General features: G+C 60.5%; 23 protein-coding genes and 1 tRNA gene. 16 read left to right on the top strand and 8 right to left on the bottom strand.

Annotation, left to right across the window (positions count from 1 at the left end):
* Window positions 1-25: 25 nt before the first annotated feature.
* Window positions 26-841, bottom strand: a complete 816-nt coding sequence (locus EET67_RS00680; RefSeq protein ID WP_281010968.1) for an ABC transporter ATP-binding protein — start codon at window positions 839-841, stop codon at window positions 26-28.
* Window positions 842-1,069: 228 nt separating this feature from the next.
* Between EET67_RS00680 and EET67_RS00675 the strand changes: the two genes are divergently transcribed.
* Together EET67_RS00675 and EET67_RS00670 are read left to right on the top strand one after the other, a co-directional pair.
* The gene (locus EET67_RS00675; protein WP_128624661.1) at window positions 1,070-1,918 is read left to right on the top strand and encodes a dimethylarginine dimethylaminohydrolase family protein; all 849 of its coding nucleotides are present in this window, start codon (window positions 1,070-1,072) and stop codon (window positions 1,916-1,918) included.
* Complete coding sequence (locus EET67_RS00670; RefSeq protein WP_128624272.1) at window positions 1,915-3,501, top strand: 5-guanidino-2-oxopentanoate decarboxylase; 1,587 nt, start codon at window positions 1,915-1,917, stop codon at window positions 3,499-3,501. Before EET67_RS00675 ends, EET67_RS00670 begins: the two co-directional genes overlap by 4 nt.
* 12 nt (window positions 3,502-3,513) lie before the next feature.
* Here the strand turns inward: EET67_RS00670 and EET67_RS00665 are convergent, their stop codons facing one another.
* On the bottom strand, window positions 3,514-4,713 hold the full coding sequence (locus EET67_RS00665) for an AI-2E family transporter (RefSeq protein WP_128624660.1): 1,200 nt from the start codon (window positions 4,711-4,713) through the stop codon (window positions 3,514-3,516).
* 345 nt (window positions 4,714-5,058) lie between these two features.
* Between EET67_RS00665 and EET67_RS00660 the strand changes: the two genes are divergently transcribed.
* The 9 genes from EET67_RS00660 to EET67_RS00620 all read left to right on the top strand — a co-directional run bounded on the left by EET67_RS00660 (window position 5,059) and on the right by EET67_RS00620 (window position 13,692).
* Window positions 5,059-5,634 (top strand): carboxymuconolactone decarboxylase family protein, encoded by a 576-nt coding sequence (locus tag EET67_RS00660; RefSeq protein WP_128624271.1) that lies wholly within the window; start codon window positions 5,059-5,061, stop codon window positions 5,632-5,634.
* Window positions 5,631-6,731: an acyl-CoA dehydrogenase family protein gene (locus EET67_RS00655; protein WP_245450647.1), complete on the top strand. Its 1,101-nt coding sequence runs from the start codon at window positions 5,631-5,633 to the stop codon at window positions 6,729-6,731. The genes EET67_RS00660 and EET67_RS00655 overlap by 4 nt, the downstream gene beginning before the upstream one ends.
* Window positions 6,728-7,504 (top strand): ABC transporter ATP-binding protein, encoded by a 777-nt coding sequence (locus EET67_RS00650; protein WP_128624270.1) that lies wholly within the window; start codon window positions 6,728-6,730, stop codon window positions 7,502-7,504. The genes EET67_RS00655 and EET67_RS00650 overlap by 4 nt, the downstream gene beginning before the upstream one ends.
* 14 nt (window positions 7,505-7,518) lie before the next feature.
* Complete coding sequence (locus EET67_RS00645) at window positions 7,519-8,709, top strand: ABC transporter substrate-binding protein (RefSeq protein ID WP_128624269.1); 1,191 nt, start codon at window positions 7,519-7,521, stop codon at window positions 8,707-8,709.
* Window positions 8,706-9,560, top strand: a complete 855-nt coding sequence (locus tag EET67_RS00640; protein ID WP_245450646.1) for an ABC transporter permease — start codon at window positions 8,706-8,708, stop codon at window positions 9,558-9,560. Before EET67_RS00645 ends, EET67_RS00640 begins: the two co-directional genes overlap by 4 nt.
* An 87-nt stretch (window positions 9,561-9,647) precedes the next feature.
* A complete protein-coding gene (locus tag EET67_RS00635) occupies window positions 9,648-11,042 on the top strand; it encodes a selenium-binding family protein (RefSeq protein WP_128624268.1) in 1,395 nt (464 codons plus the stop codon).
* 40 nt (window positions 11,043-11,082) lie between these two features.
* Window positions 11,083-11,700 carry a hypothetical protein gene (locus tag EET67_RS00630; protein ID WP_128624657.1) on the top strand — a complete coding sequence of 206 codons (618 nt, stop codon included), beginning with the start codon at window positions 11,083-11,085 and terminating at the stop codon, window positions 11,698-11,700.
* A 72-nt stretch (window positions 11,701-11,772) separates the two neighbouring features.
* Window positions 11,773-12,222 carry a universal stress protein gene (locus EET67_RS00625; RefSeq protein ID WP_128624267.1) on the top strand — a complete coding sequence of 150 codons (450 nt, stop codon included), beginning with the start codon at window positions 11,773-11,775 and terminating at the stop codon, window positions 12,220-12,222.
* Window positions 12,223-12,477: 255 nt separating this feature from the next.
* Window positions 12,478-13,692 (top strand): M24 family metallopeptidase, encoded by a 1,215-nt coding sequence (locus EET67_RS00620; RefSeq protein WP_128624266.1) that lies wholly within the window; start codon window positions 12,478-12,480, stop codon window positions 13,690-13,692.
* Between the two features lie 313 nt (window positions 13,693-14,005).
* Here EET67_RS00620 and EET67_RS00615 read toward each other — a convergent pair whose 3' ends face one another.
* Window positions 14,006-14,785 (bottom strand): creatininase, encoded by a 780-nt coding sequence (locus tag EET67_RS00615; RefSeq protein WP_128624265.1) that lies wholly within the window; start codon window positions 14,783-14,785, stop codon window positions 14,006-14,008.
* Between the two features lie 97 nt (window positions 14,786-14,882).
* Here EET67_RS00615 and EET67_RS00610 point away from each other — a divergent pair, with 97 nt between their 5' ends.
* The 5 genes from EET67_RS00610 to EET67_RS00590 all read left to right on the top strand — a co-directional run bounded on the left by EET67_RS00610 (window position 14,883) and on the right by EET67_RS00590 (window position 20,074).
* Entirely contained in the window at window positions 14,883-15,794 is a 912-nt protein-coding gene (locus EET67_RS00610; protein ID WP_128624264.1) for a LysR substrate-binding domain-containing protein, read from the top strand.
* 96 nt (window positions 15,795-15,890) lie between these two features.
* Complete coding sequence (locus tag EET67_RS00605; protein ID WP_128624263.1) at window positions 15,891-17,030, top strand: polyamine ABC transporter substrate-binding protein; 1,140 nt, start codon at window positions 15,891-15,893, stop codon at window positions 17,028-17,030.
* A 262-nt stretch (window positions 17,031-17,292) separates the two neighbouring features.
* Entirely contained in the window at window positions 17,293-18,138 is an 846-nt protein-coding gene (locus tag EET67_RS00600; RefSeq protein ID WP_128624262.1) for an ABC transporter permease, read from the top strand.
* Window positions 18,135-18,983, top strand: coding sequence for an ABC transporter permease (locus EET67_RS00595; RefSeq protein WP_128624261.1), 849 nt, complete (start codon window positions 18,135-18,137; stop codon window positions 18,981-18,983). The genes EET67_RS00600 and EET67_RS00595 overlap by 4 nt, the downstream gene beginning before the upstream one ends.
* A complete protein-coding gene (locus tag EET67_RS00590; protein WP_128624260.1) occupies window positions 18,980-20,074 on the top strand; it encodes an ABC transporter ATP-binding protein in 1,095 nt (364 codons plus the stop codon). Before EET67_RS00595 ends, EET67_RS00590 begins: the two co-directional genes overlap by 4 nt.
* Before the next feature lie 177 nt (window positions 20,075-20,251).
* Here the strand turns inward: EET67_RS00590 and EET67_RS00585 are convergent.
* The 5 genes from EET67_RS00585 to EET67_RS00565 form a co-directional block, all read right to left on the bottom strand.
* A tRNA-Arg gene (locus tag EET67_RS00585) sits at window positions 20,252-20,328 on the bottom strand.
* A gap of 296 nt (window positions 20,329-20,624) precedes the next feature.
* Window positions 20,625-21,554, bottom strand: coding sequence for an endonuclease/exonuclease/phosphatase family protein (locus EET67_RS00580; RefSeq protein WP_128624259.1), 930 nt, complete (start codon window positions 21,552-21,554; stop codon window positions 20,625-20,627).
* A gap of 242 nt (window positions 21,555-21,796) precedes the next feature.
* Complete coding sequence (locus tag EET67_RS00575; RefSeq protein ID WP_128624258.1) at window positions 21,797-21,991, bottom strand: hypothetical protein; 195 nt, start codon at window positions 21,989-21,991, stop codon at window positions 21,797-21,799.
* Between the two features lie 113 nt (window positions 21,992-22,104).
* A complete protein-coding gene (locus EET67_RS00570; protein WP_128624257.1) occupies window positions 22,105-23,451 on the bottom strand; it encodes an HlyD family type I secretion periplasmic adaptor subunit in 1,347 nt (448 codons plus the stop codon).
* Window positions 23,452-25,716, bottom strand: coding sequence for a type I secretion system permease/ATPase (locus EET67_RS00565; RefSeq protein ID WP_425359488.1), 2,265 nt, complete (start codon window positions 25,714-25,716; stop codon window positions 23,452-23,454). It lies immediately after the preceding gene.
* Window positions 25,717-25,720: the final 4 nt, after the last annotated feature.

Raw genomic sequence — 25,720 nt, 5'->3', positions numbered from 1 at the left:
TATTGTGTTCCCGTTTTTCGTCCGCCTAACCGATATTGCGGATGAATTGCTTGAGCCGCTCGGACCGTGGCGTGCCGAAAATTTGTTCGGGCGGGCCTTCCTCCTCCACCTGCCCGTTGTAGAGATAGATGACATGGCTCGCGACCTGGCGGGCGAATTTCATCTCGTGGGTAACCAGGATCATTGTGCGCCCCTCGCGCGCCAGGTCGGCGATCACCTTCAGCACTTCCCCGACCAGTTCCGGGTCGAGCGCCGAGGTCGGCTCGTCGAAAAGCATCACCCGCGGCTGGATGGCGAGCGCGCGGGCAATCGCGCCACGCTGCTGCTGCCCACCTGAGAGAAAGGCCGGATAGACGTCACGCTTGTCGGAAAGACCGACACGGGCCAGCAGTTTCTCGGCTGTGGCGATTGCTTCCTCCCGCTTGATGCCGAGAACATGCACCGGAACTTCGATGACGTTCTCGATCAGCGTCATGTGACTCCATAGATTGAAACTCTGGAACACCATACCGAGTCTCGAGCGGATACGCTCAATCTGCCGCCTGTCGGCCGGTACCGTATTGCCGTGGCTGTCGCTTTTAAGGCGGATTTCCTCGCCATTGACGCGGATGATGCCGCTGGTCGGATTTTCGAGGCAGTTGATGCAGCGCAGAAGCGTCGATTTTCCCGAGCCGCTGCCGCCGATAATGGCCACCACGTCGCCGTCGCGCGCCGACAGCGATACCCCCTTCAGGACATGCAGTTCACCGAACTTCTTGTGCAGGTTTTCGATATGGATGGCTTCAGCAGCACCATCCGGCGCCGTGGAGATGTCCTCCCGGATGGCGCCAGAAGTCCTCACAAGAGGTCTCCCAAACTCTGGATGGATCGTCTCGATCCCAAACTGCGGCTATGCATTCCGTTGCATTCCGTTGCCCACACCCAGCATGGACTGGCTCACTCCTTTCCGTCAACCCGCAGACCGTGCCCCCATTGCCCTTACCGCCGGCACTGCTTAGGCTCGCAGTCAGCCGGCAGACGGGAGATGCGGATGAACTTGCAAGTGACGCGATCCTTTGGGGCACAATCGATGGCCGCGCCATTGAAACGGGTGCTGATGCGCTCGGCACGAAGCGCCATGCGCGGCGCGGATCGCACAAAATGGCATTATGGGCCTGGCTTTGATCCCAGCAAAGCGGCTTCCCAGCACGCCGCGTTCGCCGAATTGGTGGCCGCCGCCGGAGCACGGGTGGAATGGCTTGATGACCGTGATGACGGGCTTGCCGATTCCGTCTTCACGCATGATCCGTCGCTGATGACCGGCCATGGGGCAATCATCCTTTCCATGGGAAAGGCGTTGCGGCGGCCGGAGCCTTCGCTGCACGAAGCCGCCTATGAGCGCATGGGCATACCGATCCTCGGCCGCGTCGAGGCTCCCGGCACCGTCGAAGGCGGCGATTGTGTCTGGGTGGATGGCGGGACACTGGCCGTCGGCCGCGGCCTGCGCACCAACGAGGCAGGTATCCGCCAACTCGCCGACATGCTGTTGCCGCACGGCATAGAAGTCCTCGGCTTCGACCTGCCGCTCTGGCATGGCGAGGAAGCCTGCCTGCACCTGATGTCGGTAATCAGCCCGCTGGCCGAAGATCTGGCGCTGGTCTATTCGCCACTGCTGCCAGCGGCATTCTACCAACTGCTGAAGGCGCGGGGTATCCGGCTCGTCGAGGGCGACGCCGATGAATTTTCGGCCTCCAGCGGGCTTAGCCTGAACGTCTTGCCCACCGCGCCGCACCAGGTCATCGCGGTTGCCGGATTTCCCCGGACCAAGGCGGCGATGGAAAAGGCCGGCTGCATGGTTCAGACCTTTGAGGCGGACGCCCTGTGCATTGCCTGCGAAGGCGGCCCGACCTGCCTGACAAGGCCCATTCTGCGGCAATGACCACCGTCGGCGAAGCCCTGATCAAATTGCTCGAACAGCATGGTGTCGACACCGTTTTCGGCATCCCGGGTGTTCATACGGTCGAGCTCTATCGGGGTCTTGCAAGCTCGAAAATACGCCATGTCACGCCGCGTCATGAACAGGGTGCTGCCTTCATGGCTGACGGCTATGCGCGAGCCTCTGGCCGGCCGGGGGTGGCTTTCGTCATCACCGGACCCGGTCTGACCAATACGATTACCGCGATGGGACAGGCGCGCGCCGATTCCGTGCCGATGCTGGTCGTCTCCAGTGTCAATGCGAGGGCTTCGATCGGCAAGGGGTTGGGCTATCTGCACGAATTGCCGGACCAGCGCGGCATGCTGGCAAAGGTCGCGCTGTTTTCGCACCGTATTGAATCGGGCCATGAATTACCGCAGGTGCTGGCCCGTGCTTTCTCGCTCTTTGCAACCAGTCGGCTCGGTCCGGTACACATCGAAATTCCGCTGGACGTCATGAGTGAACAAGCGGGTGAGCTTGAAATGCCGGACGTTGAAACAGTCCGGCCAATGGCGGATAGCGCATTGCTTACCCAGGCAGCCGGCTTGGCGGATGCGGCGAAAAACCCGCTCATTCTCGCCGGCGGGGGGGCAAGGGCCGCCGAGGCGCCATTGCGTCGGCTTGCCGAACTGATCGATGCACCGGTCGTCACCACGGCCAATGCACGCGGCCTGCTTCACCGGCATCCGCTCGGCGTCCATGCCAGCCCAAGCCTGAAAGCCATCCGTGCCTTGATCGGCCAATCAGACTTGGTCATTGCAGTTGGGACGGAACTGGGCCCGACCGACTATGACATGTATGGCGATGGCGGATTTTCTCTCCCGTCCAAGCTGGTACGCATTGATATCGACGAAGAGCAGCTTGCCCGGCATCCGGCCACGGTCAACTTGAAAGCCGATAGCGCGGCAGCGCTTGAGGCGCTGGGCGAACTGATCGCTGCCGGCAGGAAGGGAGTGTCACACCACGCGGGCACAGCCCGTGCACAGGCAGTTCGGCAGGCTGCGCTCGCAGAACTTAGCCCTGCCATGCGCGGACAGATCGATTTCGTCGAAATCATACGCGATGCGCTGCCGGGCGCGATCATCGTCGGAGATTCCACGCAGCCCATCTATGCCGCCAATCTCTATTATGATCATGATCGGCCGGCTGGCTGGTTCAACGCCGCCACAGGTTTCGGGGCGCTTGGCTACGGGCCGCCGGCGGCGATCGGTGCGGCTCTGGCCATGCCGGATGTGCCGGTAGTTTGCCTGTCGGGCGACGGCGGCTTCCAATTCACCATGTCGGAGCTTGGGGCGGCACTCGATGCGCAGGCTCCGGTCATTTTCCTGGTTTGGAACAATCGCGGCTACCGGGAGATCGAGATGTCCATGCGCGAGGCTGGCGTCGAGCCGGTCGGCGTTTCGCCGGCTCCGCCCGATTTCATCCGCCTTGCCGAAGCCTATGGCATTGCCGCCAAGCGGATCGCAGCCTCGGCTGACCCGACTGAGGCACTGCAGGCCGCCTGGGCAATGAGAAAGCCGTTCCTGCTGGAGATCGTGGTGGACTGAGCCGGATTTCCCTTAATCCGAGCCGGTCAGCCTGCGCGGAACGACCGTCTTCACCTCTGCATCCATATCCTGTTCGACGACTTCCTGCACCGGCTCGTCGCTCATCTCCACCTCGCGCAGCCATTCTCGCCAGATCGCCACCAGCAGCGCCATCAGCACCGGGCCGATGAACAGGCCAAGGAAGCCCATGGTCTTGACGCCGCCGATCAGTCCGAAAAAGGTCGGCAGGAACGGCAGCTTGATAGGCCCCCCGACCAGTCTCGGCCTCAGGGTCTTATCGACGATGAAAAGTTCGATCGAACCCCAGGCAAACAGGGCGACACCTGCCACCGGCGATCCGCTTGCCACCAGATAGGCCGAGACAAGCGTGAAGGACAACGGAGCACCGCCAGGGATCAGCGCCATTATTCCGGTCAGAACGCCGAGCGTCACCGGAGATGGCACGCCGGCGATCCAATAGGCTGTGCCCAGCACCACCCCCTCGCCGACGGCGATCAATGTCATGCCGGTAACGGTGGAACTGATCGTTGCCGGCACCACGCCGGAGATCCGCTCCCAGCGCGTCGGCAGGATGCGTTCGCCAAGCCGGTCGATCTGACGGGCAAAGGCCTCGCCGTCACGATAGACGAAAAACAGCGCGATCAGCATGAACAGAAGCGTCAGGAACAAATGGAAGGACGCGCCGCCCGCTGCCAGCACGCCGCGATAGATGTTGCCGATATTGGCGCCGCTGACGAGTTGGATAAGCTCGCCGATAGCGCCGGGGTGCCCGATATGGCGCGCCCATTGCTGGTCGAGCCATTCACCCACCGCCGGCAGCGCGGTGATCCATGCCGGTGTCGGTGCGCCATGCCGATTGGTCTCGACCGCCCAGCTGAACCATTCGCGGATTTCGTTGAAGGCATAGCTGCCGGCCATGAAGATCGGCACGATGAGGAAGGTCAGGATCAACACGATCGCCAGCGTCGCTGCGAGCGTCCGGTTGTCCCCTGACGCTGCCAGCAAGCGACGATAAAGCGGCCAACTTGCAAAAGCGATGACCAGGGCCGCGAGCACCGGAACCAGAAAGCCGTGGAAGAAATAAATTCCCGCCGCGACGATCAGCACCAGCAGCCATCGCGCCGCTGTCACTGGCGGGATCAGCGGGATACGCGAGGGGGTGGACAAGCCAAGCAGGCGTGGCTCCCGTCCCGATCTCCTGCGGCTCTCCATATCGCTCAAATGTCTTTCTCCTGATCCGATACCACTGTTAGGCGCTGACATGCCCACCGCCAAGGATTTTTCGCCTGTAAGGCATGCAATTCTGCGCCAAATGCCATCACACGGCAGGACTGTAGCGTCAGTTCGATAGCCCCAGACGATCAAGACGGAAAATATGCGGCGAGGGCCATGCACAGCCCCTGGAATTTTATTCGTCCTTTGGCGGGCTGCGTAGACAAATTTTCCGGAGCCAAAGGCAAACTCGCAACGCGCATAATTACGGACGAAATGTGGTGAATGCTACCTTGAGAGGGACTTTCAACCCGTAGATTTATTTTTTCTCAGGCAAGGATTCCCATGTCTCGACTTCCTCTCCGTACCATCGACGATGCCCCAGAGGCGGCAAAGGCCGCATTGACCACGGCCGAAAAGAACAATGGCTATCTGCCCAACCTGTTGCGTATTCTTGCCAATGCCCCGGTGGCGCTCGAAACCTATCTGACGGTTTCAGGCATCAATGCCCGCAGTTCCCTCACCCTTCCCGAGCGCGAGGCAGTGCAGATCACAGCAGCAGCCACGCATGGTTGCGGCTTCTGCGTCGCCGGGCATACCGCAATCGCCGAAAAGAAGGCGCAACTTGACAAGCAGGTGGTGAATGCCTTGCGTGCACGCTCGACCGTCGCCGATGCGCGGCTGGATGCCGTGGCGAGGTTTACCGAAGCCGTCATCGCCAGCCGCGGTGCGGTGTCCGACGAGGCGCTGGCCACATTCAAGAAGGCCGGCTTCGATGACCAGGCTGCCCTTGAAGTCGTGCTCGGCGTCAGCCTCGCCACCCTGTGCAACTTCGCCAACAATCTCGGCCAGCCGCCACTCAACGAGCAGCTTTCTGCTTATCGCTGGGAGCCTCCGCTCGTTCAGGCGGCAGCAGAATGACCGCCCGGGTGATGCACGAGGTCGGCAAGACACGGCTCGACGGGGAGTTTTCGGACTGGGTCGTTGCTGCGGCCCATGACCTGGATACTGGCGTCGAGAGCCCTTCGACGGTGCTGCCGCGCCTTGCCTCGGCGGGGCTTGCGGGGGCAGGCGTTCCCGTCGCACTGGGCGGGTCGGGAGGCGACGTGGTGGACGGCGTCGCGGGGATCTCCGTGGTCGCGGAGGAATCTCTGGCAGCGGCCTTCGTCCTGTGGAGCCAACGTACCTATATCGAATTCCTGCTGCAGAGCCCGAACAAGCAACTTGGCGAAAAGCTTCTGCCGGACCTGCTGGCCGGGCGTCTTGCGGGAGCAACTGGCCTGTCGAACGCCATGAAGTTTCTTGCCGGGCTGGAGCCGCTCCAGATTTCGGCAGGAGCTGAAGGCGACAGCCTTGTTCTTAGCGGCAAGATGCCCTGGGTGACCAATTTGCGCCCGGAAAGTTTTCATGTCGCTGCCGCCGTTGACCATGCGGACGGAGGAACATTCATCGCCTCGCTTGCTCATGACGATGATGGGCTGCAGCGCTCCAATGACCTCTCGCTGCTGGGCATGCGCTCCACCAACACGGCAGCGATCAAGCTGTCGGAAGTGCGCATCAGCGCCGAGCGTGTCCTTCACCCGGATGCGGGCGAATGGCTGCCGCAGGTGCGCCCGGCCTTTACCGGCCTGCAATGCGGCATGTCGATCGGGCTGGCGCGGCGCGCAATCGCCGAAACGGCGAAATCGGTCGGTGCCGGACGCAACGTCCTGAGCCCGCAGCTGTCTGCCGTCACCCAGCGGCTGACCCAGGCCGAAAGCCGCCTATCCGCCGGCCTCAGGTCACGCGAATTCGAGGTGGACGCCGTATCGCTGTTTACCCTGCGGATCGAACTTGCCGAGATCGTCTCGGAGGCGATTTCGCTGGAACTGCAGGCATCGGGTGGCCGTGCCTATCTGAGCGGGCCTGGAAGGGATTTTGCGCGGCGCTGGCGCGAGGCGGCATTCATTCCCCTCATCACGCCAAGTCTCGTCCAATTGAAGGCAGCTCTGCTTGAAAGAAGGCAGGACGCAGCGTGACAGGCAATGTGCTCCCCGCACTGACGGCAAAAAACATCGCGCTGCGCTATGCCGGCGCCAGCGATGCCGTGCTTGCCGATTTCAGTCTCGATCTTGCAGCGGGCGAAGCGGTTACCATTCTCGGGCCGAGCGGCGTTGGCAAGTCGAGCCTGTTGCGCGTGCTGGCCGGCCTCCAGGCGCCGAGTTCAGGTGCGGTCCATGTCGAGGGAAGCACGCTTTCGAGCGTCCACCCACGTCTGGCGATCGCCTTCCAGAACCCCGGCCTGCTGCCCTGGCTGGATCTTGAGCGCAATGTTGCGTTCGGGCTCGATTTCAAGCACCAGCCGAAGCTCTCTTCTACCGAACGACAGAGCCGTGTCGATACCGCCATCGATGAGGTTGGCCTGAGCCACGCCCGCCGGGCGCGCCCAACGGAGCTTTCCGGCGGAATGGCCCAGCGAGCCGCACTGGCGCGCTGCCTGGCACGCAAACCGGAGGTTCTGCTTCTGGACGAGCCTTTCGGGGCTCTGGATGAAGTGACCCGCGCGGAGATGCAGCATTTGCTGCTCAAGGTCATCGCCGATTTCAAGACCGCAGCCATCCTCGTCACGCATGACATAGACGAGGCTCTTCTGGTTTCGGATCGCATCCTTTTGCTGGGTGGCTCTCCCGCCGTGCAGATCGGTCAGTGGACCATCAATCTGCCCAAGCCGCGCGACGACAATGTCGCCGAACTGGGGGCCCTGCGCATCGAGATACTCAGCACTTTACGCAACGCGGTTCGCCGCCATTGATTCAGGACATTTCAATGCTCACCGATGATTTCTTCTCCCGCCGGGACCTCCTCAAGCTATCGGCGCTGCTCACGGCCTCAGGCGCGCTGCCCTTCATCAGGGCAAACCAGGCGCGTGCCCAGGACCCCGATGAACCGGTAAAGGTCGGCTATCTGCCGATCACCGACGCCACGCCTCTGCTGGTGGCCCATGGCAAGGGTTTCTTCGAAAATGAAGGGCTGAAGGTCGAGAAGCCGGTCCTGTTCAGAAGCTGGTCGCAGATTCTGGAGGCCTTCCTTGCCGGACAGGTCAATGTCGTCCATCTGCTGTCGCCCATTACCGTGTGGGCGCGCTATGGCAGCAAGGCGCCGGCCAAGGTCGTCGCCTGGAACCATACCAGCGGCTCCGGCCTCAGCGTGGCGCAGGACGTCAACACGGTTCCCGATCTCGGCGGCAAGACGGTCGCGATACCTTTCTGGTATTCGATCCACAATGTCGTGCTGCAGGCGCTGCTTCGTGAAAACGGCCTGACTCCGGTCTCCAAGAAGACCGGGTCGCCTGCCGCAAACGAGGTCAATCTTGTCGTCATGTCGCCGGCGGACATGGTCCCCGCGCTCGCGGCGGGCCAGATTGCCGGCTATATCGTGGCCGAACCGTTCAACGCGGCTGCCGAAGTGCTGAAGGTCGGCAAGATCCTGCGCTTTACCGGCGATGTCTGGAAAGACCATGCATGCTGCGTTGTTTTCATGCAGGAGCGCGACCTGCAGGAGCGTCCGGAATGGTCGCAGAAGGTCGTCAACGCCATGGTCAAGGCGCAATTGTGGACGCGCGACAACCGGGCCGAAACCGCCCAACTGCTCTCCAAGGACGACGCCAACAGATACACCCCGCACAGCAAGGAAGTACTGCAGCGCGTGCTGGCGCCTGAAGAAAGCGACATTGCCGAATATGTATCGTCGGGCGCCATCCGGCATCCGGATTGGCGCAACAAGCGCATCGATTTCCAGCCCTATCCGTTCCCAAGCTACACGCAGGAACTGGTGAACCAGCTGAAGGATACGCTGGTGGAAGGGGATCGCAGCTTCCTCGATACGCTCGATCCGACCCATGCTGCCCAGGATCTGGTGGATGACCGCTTCGTCAAGGCCGCGCTCGGCCAGGTTGGCGGCCTGCCTGCATTCGGGCTGGCCGATTCCTTCACACGTACGGAGACCATCGCGGCGTGAACGCAAGGGTAGACGATATCGACGCGCCGTCCGTCGTTCGGATCGTTCCACAGCCAGCGAAAAGCAGGGCTGCGGAGCTGTTGCCGCAAAAGCGCCGGCGCGCGACTCATGTGCTGCTCGGCCTCTGCGGCCTCGCTTTGCTTCTGCTTGCCTGGTGGGTGGCCACGGATCTGTTTGCCAATCCCGAAGGTTTCGCACCGAGATTTTCGCCGACAAGCGCGCTGCCGACGCTGCTTGCGCTTATGACAGGCTCGGATCTTCCGCTGCACATCTTCGTCAGCATAAAGCGCGTGCTAGTGGGGCTGGGGATTGCTCTGGTCATCGGCGTGCCTGTCGGGCTCCTTGTTGGAAGCTCCAAACTGGCCGAAGCGGCGACCACGCCGGCTTTCCAGTTCCTGCGCATGATTTCACCGCTGTCCTGGATGCCGATCGCGGTCATGGTTTTCGGCGTCGGCGATGCGCCGATCTATTTCCTGCTGGCCTTTGCGGCGGTCTGGCCGATCCTGCTCAATACCACGGCCGGCGTTCGCCATCTCGATCCGCATTGGCTGCTGCTTGCCCGCAGCCTAGCGGCTACCGGATGGGAAACACTCTTCCGTGTCATCATTCCGGGCGTGCTCGGCCATGTGCTCACGGGCCTCAGGCTTGCCATCGGCATCAGCTGGATCGTGCTGGTGCCTTGCGAGATGCTGGGTGTGTCGGCCGGGCTCGGCTATTTCATCCTCGATACGCGTGACAGGCTCGCCTATCCCGAACTGATGGCGACCGTCCTGGTCATCGGGATCATAGGCTACGGCCTCGATGTGCTGGCGCGCTGGATCATCGCGCAGGTCTCGCCGGAGAAGGGTTGAGGTAGCCTCGGCGGAATGAAGGCGACATTGGCGGTGTGAGGCTGTAAAATAGCGGATTGCGGCGGGAGGGTGCCCGGGAGGTCTCTCATGGCAAGCTGGCAACCAGACCCATCATTTTACCCCTCACCAAGAATGGCGGCCAAGGCGCCAGCCGAAGGCCTGGCTTATGTGGCATCCTTCGATCCGGAACGCAGAAAGCCCGACGCTATCGCCGTGGTCGATGTCGATCCGGCATCCGCGACCTATTCGCAGATCGTCGGCCAGGTCAACATGCCCAATGCGGGTGACGAACTGCACCATTTCGGCTGGAATGCATGCTCGTCCTGCCTGTGCCCGAACGCGCCGCATCCGCATATGGAGCGCCGCTATCTCATCGTTCCGGGGTTGCGCTCGTCGCGGCTGCACATAATCGACACCAAGCCTGACCCGAGAAAGCCGAAGATCGTCAAGGTGATTGAGCCGGAGGAAGTTGCTGAAAAGGCAGGCTATACCCGATTGCATACGACCCATTGCGGACCGGAGGGGATTTACGTCAACGCACTCGGCAACGCCGAGGGCAAGGCGCCCGGGGGCATTTTCCTGCTTGACTCCGACAGCTTCGAGGTGCTCGGCCAGTGGGAGATGGACCGCGGCCCGCAGGAACTCGCCTATGATTTCTGGTGGCATCTCGGCCACGACACGATGGTGACGAGCGAATGGGGAACGCCGGACACCTTCGAAAACGGGTTGGTTCCCGAGGTGCTGCTCGGTAGCAAATATGGCCGGCGGCTGCATTTCTGGGACCTCCACAAGCGCAAGCATCTTCAGGAGATCGATTTCGGTGAGGAGCACCAACTCGTCTTCGAGTTGCGGCCCGCCCATGACCCCACTAAGGCCTATGGTTTTGTCGGCTGCGTCATCAGCCTGAAGGACCTCTCCGCCTCGATCTGGACCTGGTATCGCGACGGCGACAAATGGGCGGTCAAGAAGGTGATCGAGATTCCGGCGGAACCGGCCGATCCCGATCTCCTGCCGCCCGTGCTCAAGGGGTTCAAGGCGGTTGCCCCGCTGGTCACCGATATCGATCTGTCGATGGACGACCGCTTCCTCTACGTCTCCTGCTGGGGCACCGGCGACATGATCCAGTATGACGTCTCGGACCCGTTCAGCCCCAAGGAAACCGGCCGGGTGCGCATCGGCGGTATCGTCTCGCGGGAAACCCATCCGGGCGCAAAGAACGGTACCTTGAACGGCGGGCCGCAAATGGTCGAGATCAGCCGCGACGGCAAGCGTGTCTATTTCACCAATTCGCTTTATGGCCCGATCGATCCGCAATTCTATCCCGACGGAATAGACGGCTGGATGGTCAAGCTCGACGTGGCGGACAATGGCGGCATCCGGTTCGACGACAAGTTCTTCGTCGACTGGCCCCGTGGCCATCGCCCGCACCAGGTGCGCCTGGAGGGCGGCGACTGCTCATCCGATTCCTACTGCTATCCGTGATGTGCCCGGCACCCGATAGCGTGATAGCAGTGGGCAGGTGATGTCGCCCTGGCTGGTGCTAGCCGGCCTAGGCGCCTTTCACGGCCTCAACCCGGCCATGGGCTGGCTTTTTGCCGTTGCGCTGGGCCTGCACCGAAACAGCCGGCGTATAGTGTTTCTGTCGCTTCTCCCGATCGCTTTAGGGCATGCGGTATCGATTGCCCTGCTGGTGTTTGCGGTCGTGGTCGTGGGGTTGATCGTCGATCAGCGTATTCTTGAAATAATGGCAGGCATGTTGCTTCTGGGCTGGGCCGCCTACCACGCCGTCTACGGGCATCGCCATCGCGTTCGCGTCGGCATGCAGACCGGTATGCTGGGGCTTGGCTTCTGGTCGTTCCTGATGGCGACCAGCCACGGCGCCGGCCTGATGCTGGTGCCGGTGATCATCCCGCTATGTCTTGCCTCTGGCTCGGCCGGCGAACTGACGGCAGCCGGCTCCTTGCCGGTCTCGCTTGCAGCGATAGGCGTTCATATGGCGGCGATGCTGGGCCTGACAGCGGCGATAGCGATCGGAGTCTATGAATGGATAGGACTGGCCTTCCTGCGCCGGGGCTGGATCAACCTCGATGCTATCTGGATTGCCGCCCTGGCTGCGACCGGTCTTATCCTGATTGCATGATGGCCTCACTCAGGTGGCGTGTCGCACAGGAAGTGGCTAAGCTGCCACTTTGACCTGAACTGGAGGCGCATGGTGTACAAGCACATCCTGATTTCGACCGACGGCTCGCAACTTGCCCAGGCAGGCGTCGACCATGGACTGTCATTGGCCAAGGCGCTCGGCAGCAAGGTCACGATCATCACCGCGACCGAACCTTTTCCAGTGCCAGGAACCGCAAGTGCCGCGGGTTGGATTGCCACGCCGGACGATTTCGAAAGCTATGAGGCCAGCCGCAAGAAGTTTGCCGAAGGTATACTTGCTCCCCTGAAGGCAGCAGCCGAGAAAATGGGCATCAAGTCCGACACCATCCATGTCCCGGATGCATGGGCTGCCACCGCGATCGTTGAAACTGCACAGCAGGCAGGATGTGACCTGATCGTGATGGCGTCGCATGGCCGGCGTGGGGTAAAGCGGCTGCTACTCGGAAGCCAGACAGCGGAAGTTCTTACGAACACGAAGATTCCGGTTCTGGTCGTGCGCTAGACGCGGGATCAGGGCGGCGGCTATCCGGCAGTCGGTTTTCGTTGCCTACTCTAGTGCTGCTTGATCGGTGAGGGTCAAGGCTTGCTGCTCGAAACGTCGCGCTTGTGCCATGATCCGGCCAGCCGGTTCTCCGCGTAGCCAATCGGGGCTGCATAAGAATCCATTATTCTCATATTTGATGAATAAATTTTCGTAATATCGCCGGTAAAACTAGTCTGTGCTGCATCAGATCCTGTCTTTGAGGAGGAACAGCCGATGACAGACGACATGTTGCACGTAATGAAGTGGCACAATGGTGAGAAGGAATATTCGCCCTTCTCGGATGCCGAGATGAAGCGCCGTCAGGACGATGTGCGCGGCTGGCTGGAAAAGAACAATGTCGATGCCGCACTGTTCACGTCCTATCACTGCATCAACTACTATTCGGGCTGGCTTTACTGCTATTTCGGCCGCAAATACGGCATGGTCATCGACCATAACAACGCCACCACCGTTTCCGCCGGCATTGATGGCGGCCAGCCATGGCGGCGTTCCTTCGGCGACAACATCACCTATACCGACTGGCGACGTGATAATTTCTATCAAGCCGTGCGCCAGTTGACGGCAGGCGCCAAGCGCATCGGCATCGAGTTCGACCATGTCTCGCTGGAGTTCCGCAGCCAACTCGAGGCGGCGCTGCCGGGGGTGGAATTTGTCGATGTCGGCCAGCCGTCGATGTGGATGCGCACCATCAAGTCGGCCGAGGAGCACAAGCTGATCCGCGAAGGCGCTCGTGTCTGCGATGTCGGCGGCGCAGCCTGTGTGGCGGCGGTCAAGGCGGGTGTACCCGAGCACGAGGTGGCGATCGCCACCACAAATGCCATGATCCGCGAGATCGCAAAGTCGCATCCCTATGTCGAGCTGATGGACAGCTGGACCTGGTTCCAGTCGGGCATCAACACCGACGGGGCGCATAACCCGGTGACCAACCGCATCGTGCAGTCCGGCGACATCCTGTCGCTCAACACCTTCCCGATGATCTTCGGCTACTACACCGCGCTGGAGCGGACGCTGTTCTGCGACCATGTCGATGATGCCAGCCTCGACATCTGGGAGAAGAACGTGGCGGTGCACCGCCGCGGCCTCGAACTGATCAAGCCGGGCGCGCGCTGCAAGGACATCGCCATCGAGCTCAACGAGATGTACCGCGAGTGGGACCTGTTGAAATACCGCTCCTTCGGCTACGGCCACTCTTTCGGCGTGCTCTGCCACTATTACGGCCGCGAGGCGGGCGTGGAACTGCGCGAGGACATCGAAACCGAACTGAAGCCGGGCATGGTCGTGTCAATGGAGCCGATGGTGATGCTGCCGGAGGGCACGCCGGGGGCCGGCGGTTATCGCGAGCACGACATCCTGATCGTCACCGAAGACGGCGCCGAGAACATCACCGGCTTCCCCTTCGGCCCCGAACACAATGTCATCCGCAACTGAAGATGATCGTGAGGCGGCGTTGGCCTTCTATATCCCCCACGATCTGCCTTATCGGTGGATCGACGCGGAACCCGCGTCGGCTCCACCTTTACCGCGGCCACGCGAGCTTGTTTCCTTGCTGGCCCGGATGATCGCACTCATCATGGCCGCAAGGAGGAAGCACTTGCGTGTTTCGCCAAGGCCGCCCAGGCAGGACGAGCCGGCGGACTGGCATGGCGGTTTGGTACTGCCGCTACGCTCCTTCTGACGCCCTTGCCTCAGCTGAACAAAAAAAGCCGCGGTCACGCCGCGGCTTTTTCGCCTGCTCGGCAACTCAGTTCGGGAATTCGGTTTTCAGCGCCTTGACGATGCCGTCCACGCAGACCTGGAGCAGGATCTCACCCTTTTCAGCCGACGCTTCCTTCGGTGAGGACAGTGTGCCGCTGGCGGGCGCCCATTCCGGCTTTGGCGGATAGACGTCATAGGGCGGAAAGCTTGCCGGCGCATGGTCGATTGCGCGCTCCAGGCGCACCTGTTCGGGGTGAAGCGCCAGCATCAGCGAGGTTTCCAGAACGCCGCCATGCTCGATCTCCCAACCAGGGAAACCCTTGGGGTAGAGGCGCTTGATCGTATCCTTGTCGACGAAGTCCCAGTAGGACAGGACAACCACCTTCATGTCGTCGATGCCACCCCACTTGAGTTCGCGCAACGCCAGGTCGATGCCCTCAATGATGAACCACGAATTCTCGAAATGGCCGTTGAACAGGCAAATCCGGCGCACGCCATGACGGGCGAATTCCTTGAGGACGTCGCGCAGAGCTGCAACCAGTGTCGCGCCGTCGAGGCTCGTGGTGCCGGGCAAATAATTGCCGCCACCGGATTTCTGGTGCGATTTATAGCCATAGGTGAAGGGCGGGGCGACAAGCGCGCCTGTCTGCATGGCGACGCGCCGTGCAAATTCCACCGGTAGAAGCACATCGACATTCATCGGCATGTGGTGGCCGTGCTGCTCCATCGAGCCGATAGGCAGCAGGATCGGAACCTTTCCGTCACGCACCCGTGCATCATAGTCCGGCCAGGAAAGCTCGGCGGCAAAAACACTTTGTTCAGACATGTTCATCTCCCATTTTTCCTGATGAACAATCATTTGATGATGTCTGCCTGATATGAGAAATTTATAATCATCATCCTTGCATGAAGAATCGAAATCCATGCGCAATATCATCAATCTCCAGACCGACCTGCTGCGCACCTTTGTGTCGGTGATCGATCTTGGCGCTTACACCAAGGCGGGCGAGGTTTTGGGCCGTACGCAGCCCGCGATTTCCCTGCAGATGCGACGCTTGGAGGAACTGGTTGGGTCTCCGATCGTCAAGCAGGTCGGGCGCACGCTATTGCTGACCAGCGAAGGCGAAATCCTGCTGAGCTATGCGCGCGAGATCCTACGGCTGAACGATGAAGCCGCCTCTTATTTCAACCGTGCCAAGATCGCCGGCGTGCTGCGCATCGGGTTGCCGAACGATTACGCAGTGGCCTTCCTGCAGGGGGTCATCACCGAATATACGCGCCAGCACTCGGAGATATCGCTGGAGATCTATTGCGGCTGGAGCGCCGAGGTGCTGGAGCGGCTGCGGGCCGATGAGCTCGACCTTGCCATTGCCATGGTCGATAACGAGCGGGCCCAGTATTTGTCGCGATCCTGGATTGAGCGGCCGATCTGGGCGGCCGCCGAGAACGCGCGTTTCGATCCCGCCACCGGCGTGCCGCTTGCAGCCCATCCTGAGGGCTGTGCGTATCGCGCGCGCATGATCCAGGCACTCGATGCTGCGCGGATACGCTGGCGCGTGGCCTATACCGGCCCTGGCATATCCGGCCTGCAAAATGCGGTCATCAACGGTCTCGGGGCCAGCGCCCTGACGCGCTACACCATGCGGCCGGGCATGAGGGTACTGGATGAAAGCGACGGCTTCCCGCCACTGGCGGAAATCCGTGTCGGCCTGTTCTACAAGCACCCGCGCCTGTCCGATGCGGGCATCCGTCTGGTCAATCACATCATCTCGCGACTGGACGAGGCGGGAGCCTCCGCAGACCCCGTAAGGCGCGAAGGCAAGCTGACCCGTTAATAAGCGTCGCAAATAACAAAATTATTAGAATTAATTTTTCAAATGCACTCGCCCTGCATACCGTGCGAACAACAACAAGCAAAAAAGGGGAATGCGATGACTATCAAGGAGACGCTGTCGGGCGTTCATACCCGCCGCAATATCTTGAAGGGCGCGGCTGCGATCGGTGGTGGGGCTCTGTCCACGCCATTCCTCAGCCGGCTTGCCTTTGCCGAGCCTGTCGAACTCACCATGCTTGCCTGGTACGGCCACGCCGAGCCAGACATGGTGAGTGAATTCGAGGCCGAGAACAACGTCAAATTCAAGCCGAAATACTATACCGGCGGTGACAATATGCTGGGGCTGATCGCCCAGTCGCCGTCCGGAACCTTCGATCTCATCTTGTCGGATGCCGAATATGTTCAGCAACTCAACGCTGCCGGCTATATCGAGAAGCTCGATCCTGCCGACTATCCGTTCGACGATTTCTTCCCCGAGTTCCAGAAATTCCCGGGACACTGGGTGGATAACGACCTCTATTCGGTCATCACCCGCTTCGGCTTCCTCGGCGTCGCCTACAACACCGAGGCGATCACCGAAAAGGAAGCCTCCACATACAATGTCTACTGGACCGAGAAACTGAAGGGCAAGGTCGGCCATTTCGACTGGCACCTGCCTAATCTGGGTCAGGTCAGCCTGCTGAACGGCAATGCCACCCCTTACGACATAGACGAGACGGCTTGGGATGCCGTGCAGGAAAAAACGATGACGCTGCGCCCGCAGATCGGCGGGTTCTTCGACTATGGCGGCACGTTCTCCTCATTGCAGAACGGGCAGATGCTGGCCATGGCCGGCATTGGCGACTGGATCACCGGTACTCTGGAACGCAATGGCGCCAAGGTGCGCAGCGTCATTCCCGAGGAAGGCGGCCTGCAATTCACCGAATCCTTCTCCATCGGCAAGGGCACGCAAAAGGGCGATCTGGCCAAGAAGTGGATCCAGTACATCACATCGGCTAAGGGCCAGGTGAAATCGGCCAATATGGTGGCCTACCCATGCCTCATCCCGAACCAGAAAGGCTGGGAATTGCTGGCGAAGGAAACGCCGGAAGAGGCCAAGCGGCAGGGCATGCTGCTCACGGAAAGCAACAATGCCATGGAACTGATCCGCAGCGGTCGTATCAAGTACCGCCAGCTGCCGGTTCAGCAGAGCCTCGAGGACTGGAACGACTTCTGGTCGGAATACAAGGGGTCGTAGCGCCCAATATGGCGCAAGCCGGTGCATGGGCGTCTGAGTTGCGCATGACTGCTGCGTGGCCGCCATTCAAGCCCGGCTGGGTCATGCGGATGTCGGAAGCCAGAGCATGATCCCGAAGCCGATTTTCGGGATGATCCTCCATCAAGAGATGGAATATGATGGCGCGGAAACGTCGTCATGATCTTGGGTGGGCTATCGGCCCGCCTGTTTCTTCCGGCCTTGAATGGCGATGCCTTGACAGGCCCACAACCGGACTGGCGCAATGCGGAAATCCATCACTTTCTATGGCCTGACATTTTCGCTGCCGATGCTTGTCTGGCAGGCCTTGTTCTTCCTTGCGCCGCTGCTCTTCCTGATTGCGCTTTCCTTCTGGTCGGTCCGTAATTTCCGCATGGAGCCGGACTTCAATCCGGACAACTGGACACGGATGTTGGGGCGGGCGGTGTTCTGGCAGGCCTATCTGCGTACCTTCCTGCTATCCGCCTCTGCGGCAGTCATCACCAGCATTTTGGCCTTTCCCTGCGCCTATGCCATCGCCTTCAAGCTTTCAGAAACCGCTCGCCGCTGGGCGATATTCCTGATGGTGATCCCCTTCTTCACCTCCTATCTGGTGCGCGTCTATTCCTGGCAGATATTCCTGTCCGACAACGGCATATTCAATGCGCTCTTTGCCCAGGTCGGGATCGGCCCCTTCGGCATGCTCAATTCTTCCTTCGGCGTGATGATCGGCTATCTGACGCTGAGCTTCCCGCTGGTGGTGCTGCTGCAATTGTTCAGCCTGGTTTTTGTCGACAAAACGCTGATCGAGGCGGCACATAATTTACACTGCGGCCGCCTGCGTACCGTGTTCGAGGTGATCGTTCCATCGGCGAAGGTCGGTCTCGTCATTGCCGCGCTTTTCTGTTTCATCCTCACTTTCGGCGATTTCGTCAGCCCGCTCTATCTCGGCGGTGGTGACCCGCCGACGCTGTCCATCCTGATCACCGACACCACCAAATCGGGCCAGCAGTGGCCGAGGGCGGCGGTGATCGCACTTACCATGATCGCAACCTTGCTTGCTGTGGCTTTTGCGGCCGTAAGCTTCGCCTATAGGGAGCGCGGACGATGAATAGCTTCAATAGCAATCGACTGATCGACTGGGCACTGAAGCTCTACGTTCTTTTGTCCTTCGGCTTCATCTTTGCGCCAATCGCAGCGAGCTTCGTCTTCTCGTTCAATGTCGACCGGTTCCCTTCACTTCCGCTCGGCGGGTTCTCGATGATCTGGTACGAGGCCGTATGGGCCGACCCGCTGATATGGGAGGGGCTGCGCAACACGCTGATTGCCGGCGTCGTGGTTTCGGCCCTGGCCACAGCCATCGGCTTCGGCGCCGCCTATACCGACTTCCGCTACAAGTTCTTCGGCAAGTCGGTCTATATGGCGCTCGCCCTGCTGCCGCCGACAATCCCCGTGGTCATCCTCGGCCTTGCGATGCTTGCGTTCCTGTCCAACATCTCGCTTTCAGGCGCTATCTATTCCGTCATCATCGCCCATGTCGTGATGTGCGCGCCTTTCGCCATGGCGATCTGCCGGCTGAGATTGTCGCAAATGGACCCCTCCCTGGAGGCGGCCGCCTGGAATCTCGGCGCCTCGGAATGGATGGCCATGCGGCACGTCATCATTCCTTTCTGCAAGCCGGCCATCTTTGCCGCCCTGTTCATCACCATGGCGGTGTCCTTCGACGAATTCGCGGTTGCCTGGTTCGTGTCCGGCCTTAACGAGACGCTGCCGGTGAAGGTGCTCGGCTTCCTGCAAGGCCAGGTCAGCCCGCGCATCAATGTAATCGGCACCTTTGTCTTCATCGCCTCGATGACCCTGGTGGTGCTCGCCCAGATTCTTCTCATGAGACGCAGTGGTACGCCTGCCACCACCAGTGCCGCCGCCCCAGCAGATATTGGAGTAGTCACGCCATGACTGATCAGGCCCTTGTCGTCTTCGACGGTGTGGCGAAGCGCTTCGGCAACTTCGTTGCGGTCGAAAAACTGAACCTTGAGATTCGTAAGGGCGAGTTCCTCGCCATCATGGGCTCCAGCGGTTGCGGAAAGACCACCACCTTGAGGATGCTGGCAGGCCTTGAAGCGCCTTCTGAAGGAGAGATAAGGCTCGACGGCAAGCGCATCAACGATTTGCCGACCTGGAACCGCGACACGCCGATGGTGTGGCAAAGCCTGGCGCTGTTTCCTTTCCTGACCGTGCGCGAGAATGTCGAGTTCAGCCTTCGCATGCGTGGGGCCGACAAGGCCGCGCGAAGGCGCCGGGTCGACAAGTGGCTGGAGCGCATGCAAATCACCGAATTTGCCGACCGCAACGTAGCGCATCTTTCCGGCGGCCAGCGCCAGCGCGTGGCGCTGGCGCGCTCGCTGGTGACGGAGCCGCAGATCCTTCTGCTCGACGAGCCGCTGTCGGCCCTCGATGCCCATCTCAAGGTGCGCATGCAGTCGGTGCTTTCGAACTTGCAGCGCGAACTTGGCATCACCTTCGTCTATGTCACGCACAGCCAGTCGGAGGCCTTCTCGATGGCCGACCGCGTCGTCATCATGAGCCGGGGGCGTATCGAGCAGATCGGCAACCCGCAGGAGATCTACCGCGCGCCGCGTACGAAGTTCGTCGCCGAATTCCTTGGCTCGTCGAACATATTTGCCGGCGAGGTCTCGAATGTGAGTGAAGCAGCCGTCAAGATATCGACCCCTGCGGGCGAATTCGACGTTGTGCCGAACGCAGCCAAGCCGCTTTCAAAGGGTAACAAGGCCACATTCGTGGTTTCTGACGACAGGCTGCACCTGAGCAACCGGCCACCAGAGGATAGGCTGAACCGGCTGCAGGCATCCGTGGTCGGCGAGGAGTTTGTCGGCGCCACTGCCGTCATCCATCTGGAAGGTGCCGAGCGCATCGAGATCAAGGTCCAGAAGAGCCACGACGAACTCGAACAGCTCAATCTCGAGCCGGGCGCCCAGGTGTGGGTCTCCTGGCGCCCCGATGCCACCCACATCCTGCCGGGTGAATAGGCGTCGGCGGGTATTTTTGATCAGGGGTGGGGCGTGATCGGCGATTCATGATTTTCGCCCAGAGCATGAGCGACGGGCAAAGTTTTTGCGAATATCGGCAAGTCGTCCGGCCGCCCCACCGATCCACACCGCTCAAATCCCGCTTGAAGAGTTCTTTGTTCCGGTATCATAGAGAATTGGCGCGCCCGAAAGGATTCGAACCTCTGACCCCCAGATTCGTAGTCTGGTGCTCTATCCAGCTGAGCTACGGGCGCGCAACCGACCGCATAAACGATCGTCGCTAGCCGGCCGATCCGCCCGGCTGCGAATGAGAAGTGCTACCTAGCGACTGACTGAACGAAATGCAAGCGGGCTTGTAGCAAATCTTTCATCTCACATGCATGTGACCACAACTGCGCGTTCCGCGACGATATGCGAGCGCGCGATTGTGCTTTCTATCAGGGCAAGCTTCGCATCGGTTTGTACACACGCGGTCAAGCTAAACCATATTTTGGAAAAGCGGCCAATGATTCGACGGGGTTGCCACGTGCGATCGCCGGTAAGACGGCGGCTATGCGGCGGCGGCCAAATCGCGCGATTTCTGTTTGTCGCCGGTGCTTTTTCCCTCCGACAGGCTGATGACCGCCTTGATCGGCAGATGGTCGGAGGCGATGCGTGCCAGCGGGGTTTCGTGCAACTCCACGCTGGAAATGAGACTGTGCGGATTGCCGAGAACGCGATCGAGTGCCCACACTGGAAAACGGGACGGAAAGCTCGGGATGGCAGCATGGAGAGGACCGAATGCCGGCGCCAGGCCCTGCAATGACGATCGCTTGCCCAGTCGCCATTCATTGAGATCACCGACGAGCACAGTCGGCGTGCCGTCGTCGAAGCTTGCCGCAGACAGAAGCGCCTTGACCTGCTGGGCCCGCGAGCGACGTAGCAGGCCGAGATGCGCCGCAATGATGCGCAGCGGGCCGCTGGTAAGCTTGAGGTCAACTACCAGTGCACCGCGAGGCTCGACACCCGGCAAGGCGATCTGGTGAGCAGCGGTAACCGTGCCGTCGCGATACAAAATGACATTGCCGTGCCAGCCGTGCCCCCCTTGCTGGATTTCCATCGGAACAGGGATCAGGCCACACTCGCGCTTGAGCGCTGCAAGATCGAGCAGGCCGGCACGATCGCCAAAGCGCTGGTCGGCCTCCTGCAGGGCAATCACATCCGCGCCGATTTCCTTGATGACCGAGATTGTCCGGTAGGGATCGAACCGGCGGTCAAGGCCCACACCCTTGTGGATGTTGTAAGAAGCGACAAGGGCGTCGCCATCACTTTCCCGACTTTGGTGGGCAATGTAGGATTTTCGTTCCTGCCGCAATGCCGAAATCACGTGCGGACTGAACAGCCCTACAGCGATCTTCTTGCGGCGTTTCGTCCTCGGCGGCGTGGTGGACGGCTCTGCGCCTTCACCTGCAGACGACCCGCCAACCGCTTTCCGTGCCATGAGGACCTCTCAGCTTTCCTGTTGTCAATGTAGTCAGGAAGGTCCGAACCCCAAGAGCCTGGTTCCACAAAGTGATGTGGACCGCCGAGCCTTCACCCCACAGCACCGGTAACACAGAATGGTCGACAATGCGCCGAAGAATCAGAACTGAAAGAATAATTGTTCCCTAAAGCTCAGTTCGGACAGGCGACCGTGGCCGCCTCAGGCCACGCCTTGGTGGTCTGTGCTGGAAGCGATCCGGTTCAAGGAAATATCTCAGCCCGCGCTACGACAAAGATATCGGAGCGGCAGCCAACTGGCCAAAACAGGTTGCAGTTGCCGATCACACTGAATCCACAAGCCGACTGCGGCAGGCGGAAACGCGCATCAACGTCATCGTCAACCTCAATGCCTGCGCCGAAGCACGTGGGGATGCCAGTATCATCGGCGTCGTTCATGCCAATAGCTGTGTGGTTGCGGATGCCTGCATAACGGCAAATGCCAGGAATGAGCAGGCGCTGATAGCGCTCAGCACATCGCACCAGCCGTTCTATGCTACATCGAGGGTACGTCACTGCTCGATGAAGGCGCGCGACATGCTATCCGTGATCGGCTTGATCAGATAGGAGAAGAATGTCCGCTCGGCCGTCTGGATCATAACCTGCACCGGCATGCCTGGGGTAGGCGAAAATCCCGGTACCCTCGACAGTTCGCTGACCGGAAGATTGATTCGGGCGAGATAGGCTTCGTGCCTCTGATCGCCGCTGGCGTCAGGCAGGGAGTCTGCAGAAACATAGTAGACTTCACCGTTCAATACCGGGGTCGTGCGGCGATTGAGGGCGATGAGTTGAACCGTGGCCTTCTGCCCGACCCTGACATTGTCGATTTCCGTTCGCGGAACCAGCGTTTCGATGACGAGGGGCACATCGGCCGGCAAAATTTCCATAATGCTCTTGCCGCTTTCGATAACACCGCCCGAGGTGTGATAGAGCATGCGCACCACCGTTCCGGCTACCGGCGCATGGATCGTAGCGCGTCCCAGAACATTCTCCGCCTCACGCGATTGCTGACGAACGCTGTCAAGATCGGCCTCTACGCTTTGCAATTCATCAAGCGCGGCCTGTCTGTAGGCGGCAAGCGTCTGGTCGACCTGCTGTTTATGTTTGACGATCTGCGCATCGGTTTCCGAAACCTCGGCCGCCAGCCGTCCCATCTGCCCTTCCGCATCGGCCATTGCACGCTCAATGGCTTTGATTTCGGTCTTGCGCAGCAAGCCCTGCTTCAAGAGCACTTTCTTGCCTTCATATTCCTCTCCCAGCAGTTCGAGCTGTCTTTCCATCGAATCGAACTGTTGCTGATAGCCGCTCGCTCTGAATTCGAGCGCCTTCATATTCTGGGTGAGAAGGCTGATTTCGCTCTCGAGCTTGCTGCGTGACGCCTGGAAATTGAGCTCCTGGCCGGCGACGATGGAAGCCACGTCGTCATCGCCGCGATTTTCCCGGATGATTTGAGGGAAATTGATCTTCTTCAGCCCAGCGGCCTCGGCAGACAGGCGCGCGACAATCCCCTCGAGACGTAGCCGGCGCAGAAAGAACTGCCGTTCATTGACCTTTGCGGCCGTCTCATCGAGCCGCAAAAGCGGCTGGTTGAGTTCGACATGGTCACCCTCGTTGACCAGTAACTCCTTGATGATGCCGCCTTCCAGATGTTGCACGATCTTGTTTTGCCCGGTCGCGACAAAGCTGCCCTGGGCGATGACGGCCGCAGCAAGCGGTGCCGTCATCGCCCAGGTTCCAAAGCCGCCGAAACTCAATGCCATCAGCGCGAGGCCGACAAAGGCCTGTTTGCGGATGGAGCGAGGCACATCTGCGTACCATTCGGGATCGTGATGCGTGGCGACAGTCACTTTGCTACCCATTCATTCCGATTGCGTTGCCAACGATCCGGCAGAACTCGGCGCCATTCCCCGTGCGGCCAAGGCCTGCAAGACCTCCTGGCGCGCACCGAACAGCGACACCGTTCCGTTGGTGAGCAGCAGAATCTTGTCGACGCTGCGCAGCAGGGCCGGCCGTTGGGTAATGGTGATGACGGTAATCTTCTCGCGCTTGGCATGTTCCAGCGCTCGCGCCAGCGCCGCATCCCCGGCGCTATCCAGATTGGAATTGGGCTCGTCCAGAATGACCATCCGCGGATTGCCGAAAAAGGCACGGGCAAGCGCGATGCGCTGTTTCTGGCCACCGGAAAGCGGTGCGCCGTCGCCTGCCACGAATGTCTCATAGCCTTGCGGGAACGTTGCAATCATCTCATGGACATCGGCAAGCATCGCGGCCTGATAGATGTCGGCATCGCTGGCATCTTCACGCATGCGGGCGATATTGGCCTTGATGGTAGCCGGGAAAAGTTGAACGTCCTGCGGCAGATAGCCGATATTCTCGCCGAACTGCCGCTGGTCCCAGTTGCGCAGGTCCATCAGGTCGAGCCGCACATTGCCGGAGGTCGGCAGGATCGAGCCGACCAGCATCTTGCCCAATGTGGTTTTTCCGGCGCCTGAATTGCCGATGATCGCCAGCGAATCGCCCGGCGAAAGCGAAAAAGTGATGCCGTTGAGCACCACACGCTTGGTGCCTTGCGGCACGAAAAGCAGCCGCTCCACATCGAGCCGGCCCTGCGGCCGCGGCAGGTTCAAGCGCTCGAAATTGAGCGGCGACGACTGAAGCAGAGTCGATATGCGCCCGTAGGCTGCACGCGATTGGATGAACTGGTTCCAGCCTTCGATGGCCCCTTCCACAGGTGCCAGTGCCCTACCGGCGATAATCGAAGCGGCGATGACCATGCCGCCAGTCAATTCGCCTTCGATGGCCAGAAACGCACCCCAGCCAAGCATTGCCACTTGCGTCAGAAGCCGCGCCGCCTTGGAGGTGGCGGCAGAAACGATATTGCGATCCTGTGCCGCCACCTGTGCCTTGAGCGAACCAGCCGTGTCCTTTCCCCATATCTTGACCGCCTCCGGGATCATTGCCAGCGCATTGATGATCTGCGAATTGCGAGACATGGAATCGAGATGAAGATTGGCCTTGCTCTGGTGAGAGGTGGCCTCACTGAAAGCCCCGGAGGTCGCGCGCTGGTTGATCGCGGCGATCGCCAGCAACGCAAGCGCCGAACTGACGACGATAAATCCCAGATGCGGATGCACAAGGAAGACCGCCAGGATGAAAAAAGGCGCCATCGGCGCATCCAGAAATGCCAGAAGCGTTCCCGAAACCAGGAAGGAGCGCAATTGCTGAAGGTCTCCCAGGGTCTGATATTCGCGGCCATTGCTATGCAGGGCGGCGCGGGCGGCGGCACTGAGGATCGGGGCACCTAGCTGGGCTGCGACCTCGACGGCCGTGCGCATCAGAATGAAACGCCGTATCGCATCGAGCGCCGCCTGCAGCAAAACAGCTCCTACGATCACGACTGTGAGCATGATCAGCGTATCGATCGACCGGCTGGTCAAAACGCGATCCGAAATCTGGAAGAGATAGATGGGAATGGCCAGCACCAGGATGTTGCTGGCAACTGTGAAGATCATGACGACAAGCAGGTTTTTCCTGACCGCTTGCAGGCCCGCGCGCAAATTCTGCGCAAAATTTATCGGCCCGAGACGACGGTGAAATTGGCCTCCCGCACCGCCACTCCCTCCTCCGCCACCCTTGTCCAAATTGCCCGGGCCGGCCTTGTCAGGCGATCGTCCATCAGCCTTGATGGGCGATCGGTCATCATCAATCGTCACCATGCCAGGCGCGGTGGCGGGGATGGACTTTGTTTCCGTCACATCAAGCCGGCTGGGTTCGACCACCCGCACTTCGGGCTCCACCTCCACTACAGTTGGCCGTGCTTGCTCCTCAACGACTTCTTCCCGTTTCCAGGACGAGGGCGGCGCCTCCTGTGTCGGGGCTTGCGGCTCGCTGGGAGAAGCCCGCTCACAATCAGGCCTGGGCGGCAGCGAGGGACGCGATGCTGCGGCATCGCTCAGTTCGACGATCGCCCGATCAAGGTCGTTCATCGAGCGCATAGCTTCTTCCGTCCGGTAGAGCATTCGCGACAGTGCCTGAACGGGATCATCATCCGGCATTCCGGTTGATCCGCCCTCTCCTTTTTCGTCGGTGAAAGGCCGCAGGGAATGTGCGTGATTGTCTTTCATCGGT

Origin of the sequence: Borborobacter arsenicus, assembly GCF_003934165.1 — a bacterium.
Taxonomy (GTDB): domain Bacteria; phylum Pseudomonadota; class Alphaproteobacteria; order Rhizobiales; family Rhizobiaceae; genus Pseudaminobacter; species Pseudaminobacter arsenicus.
Note: the sequence above shows the minus strand (reverse complement) of the source record. Positions and strands in the feature narration are given on the sequence as shown.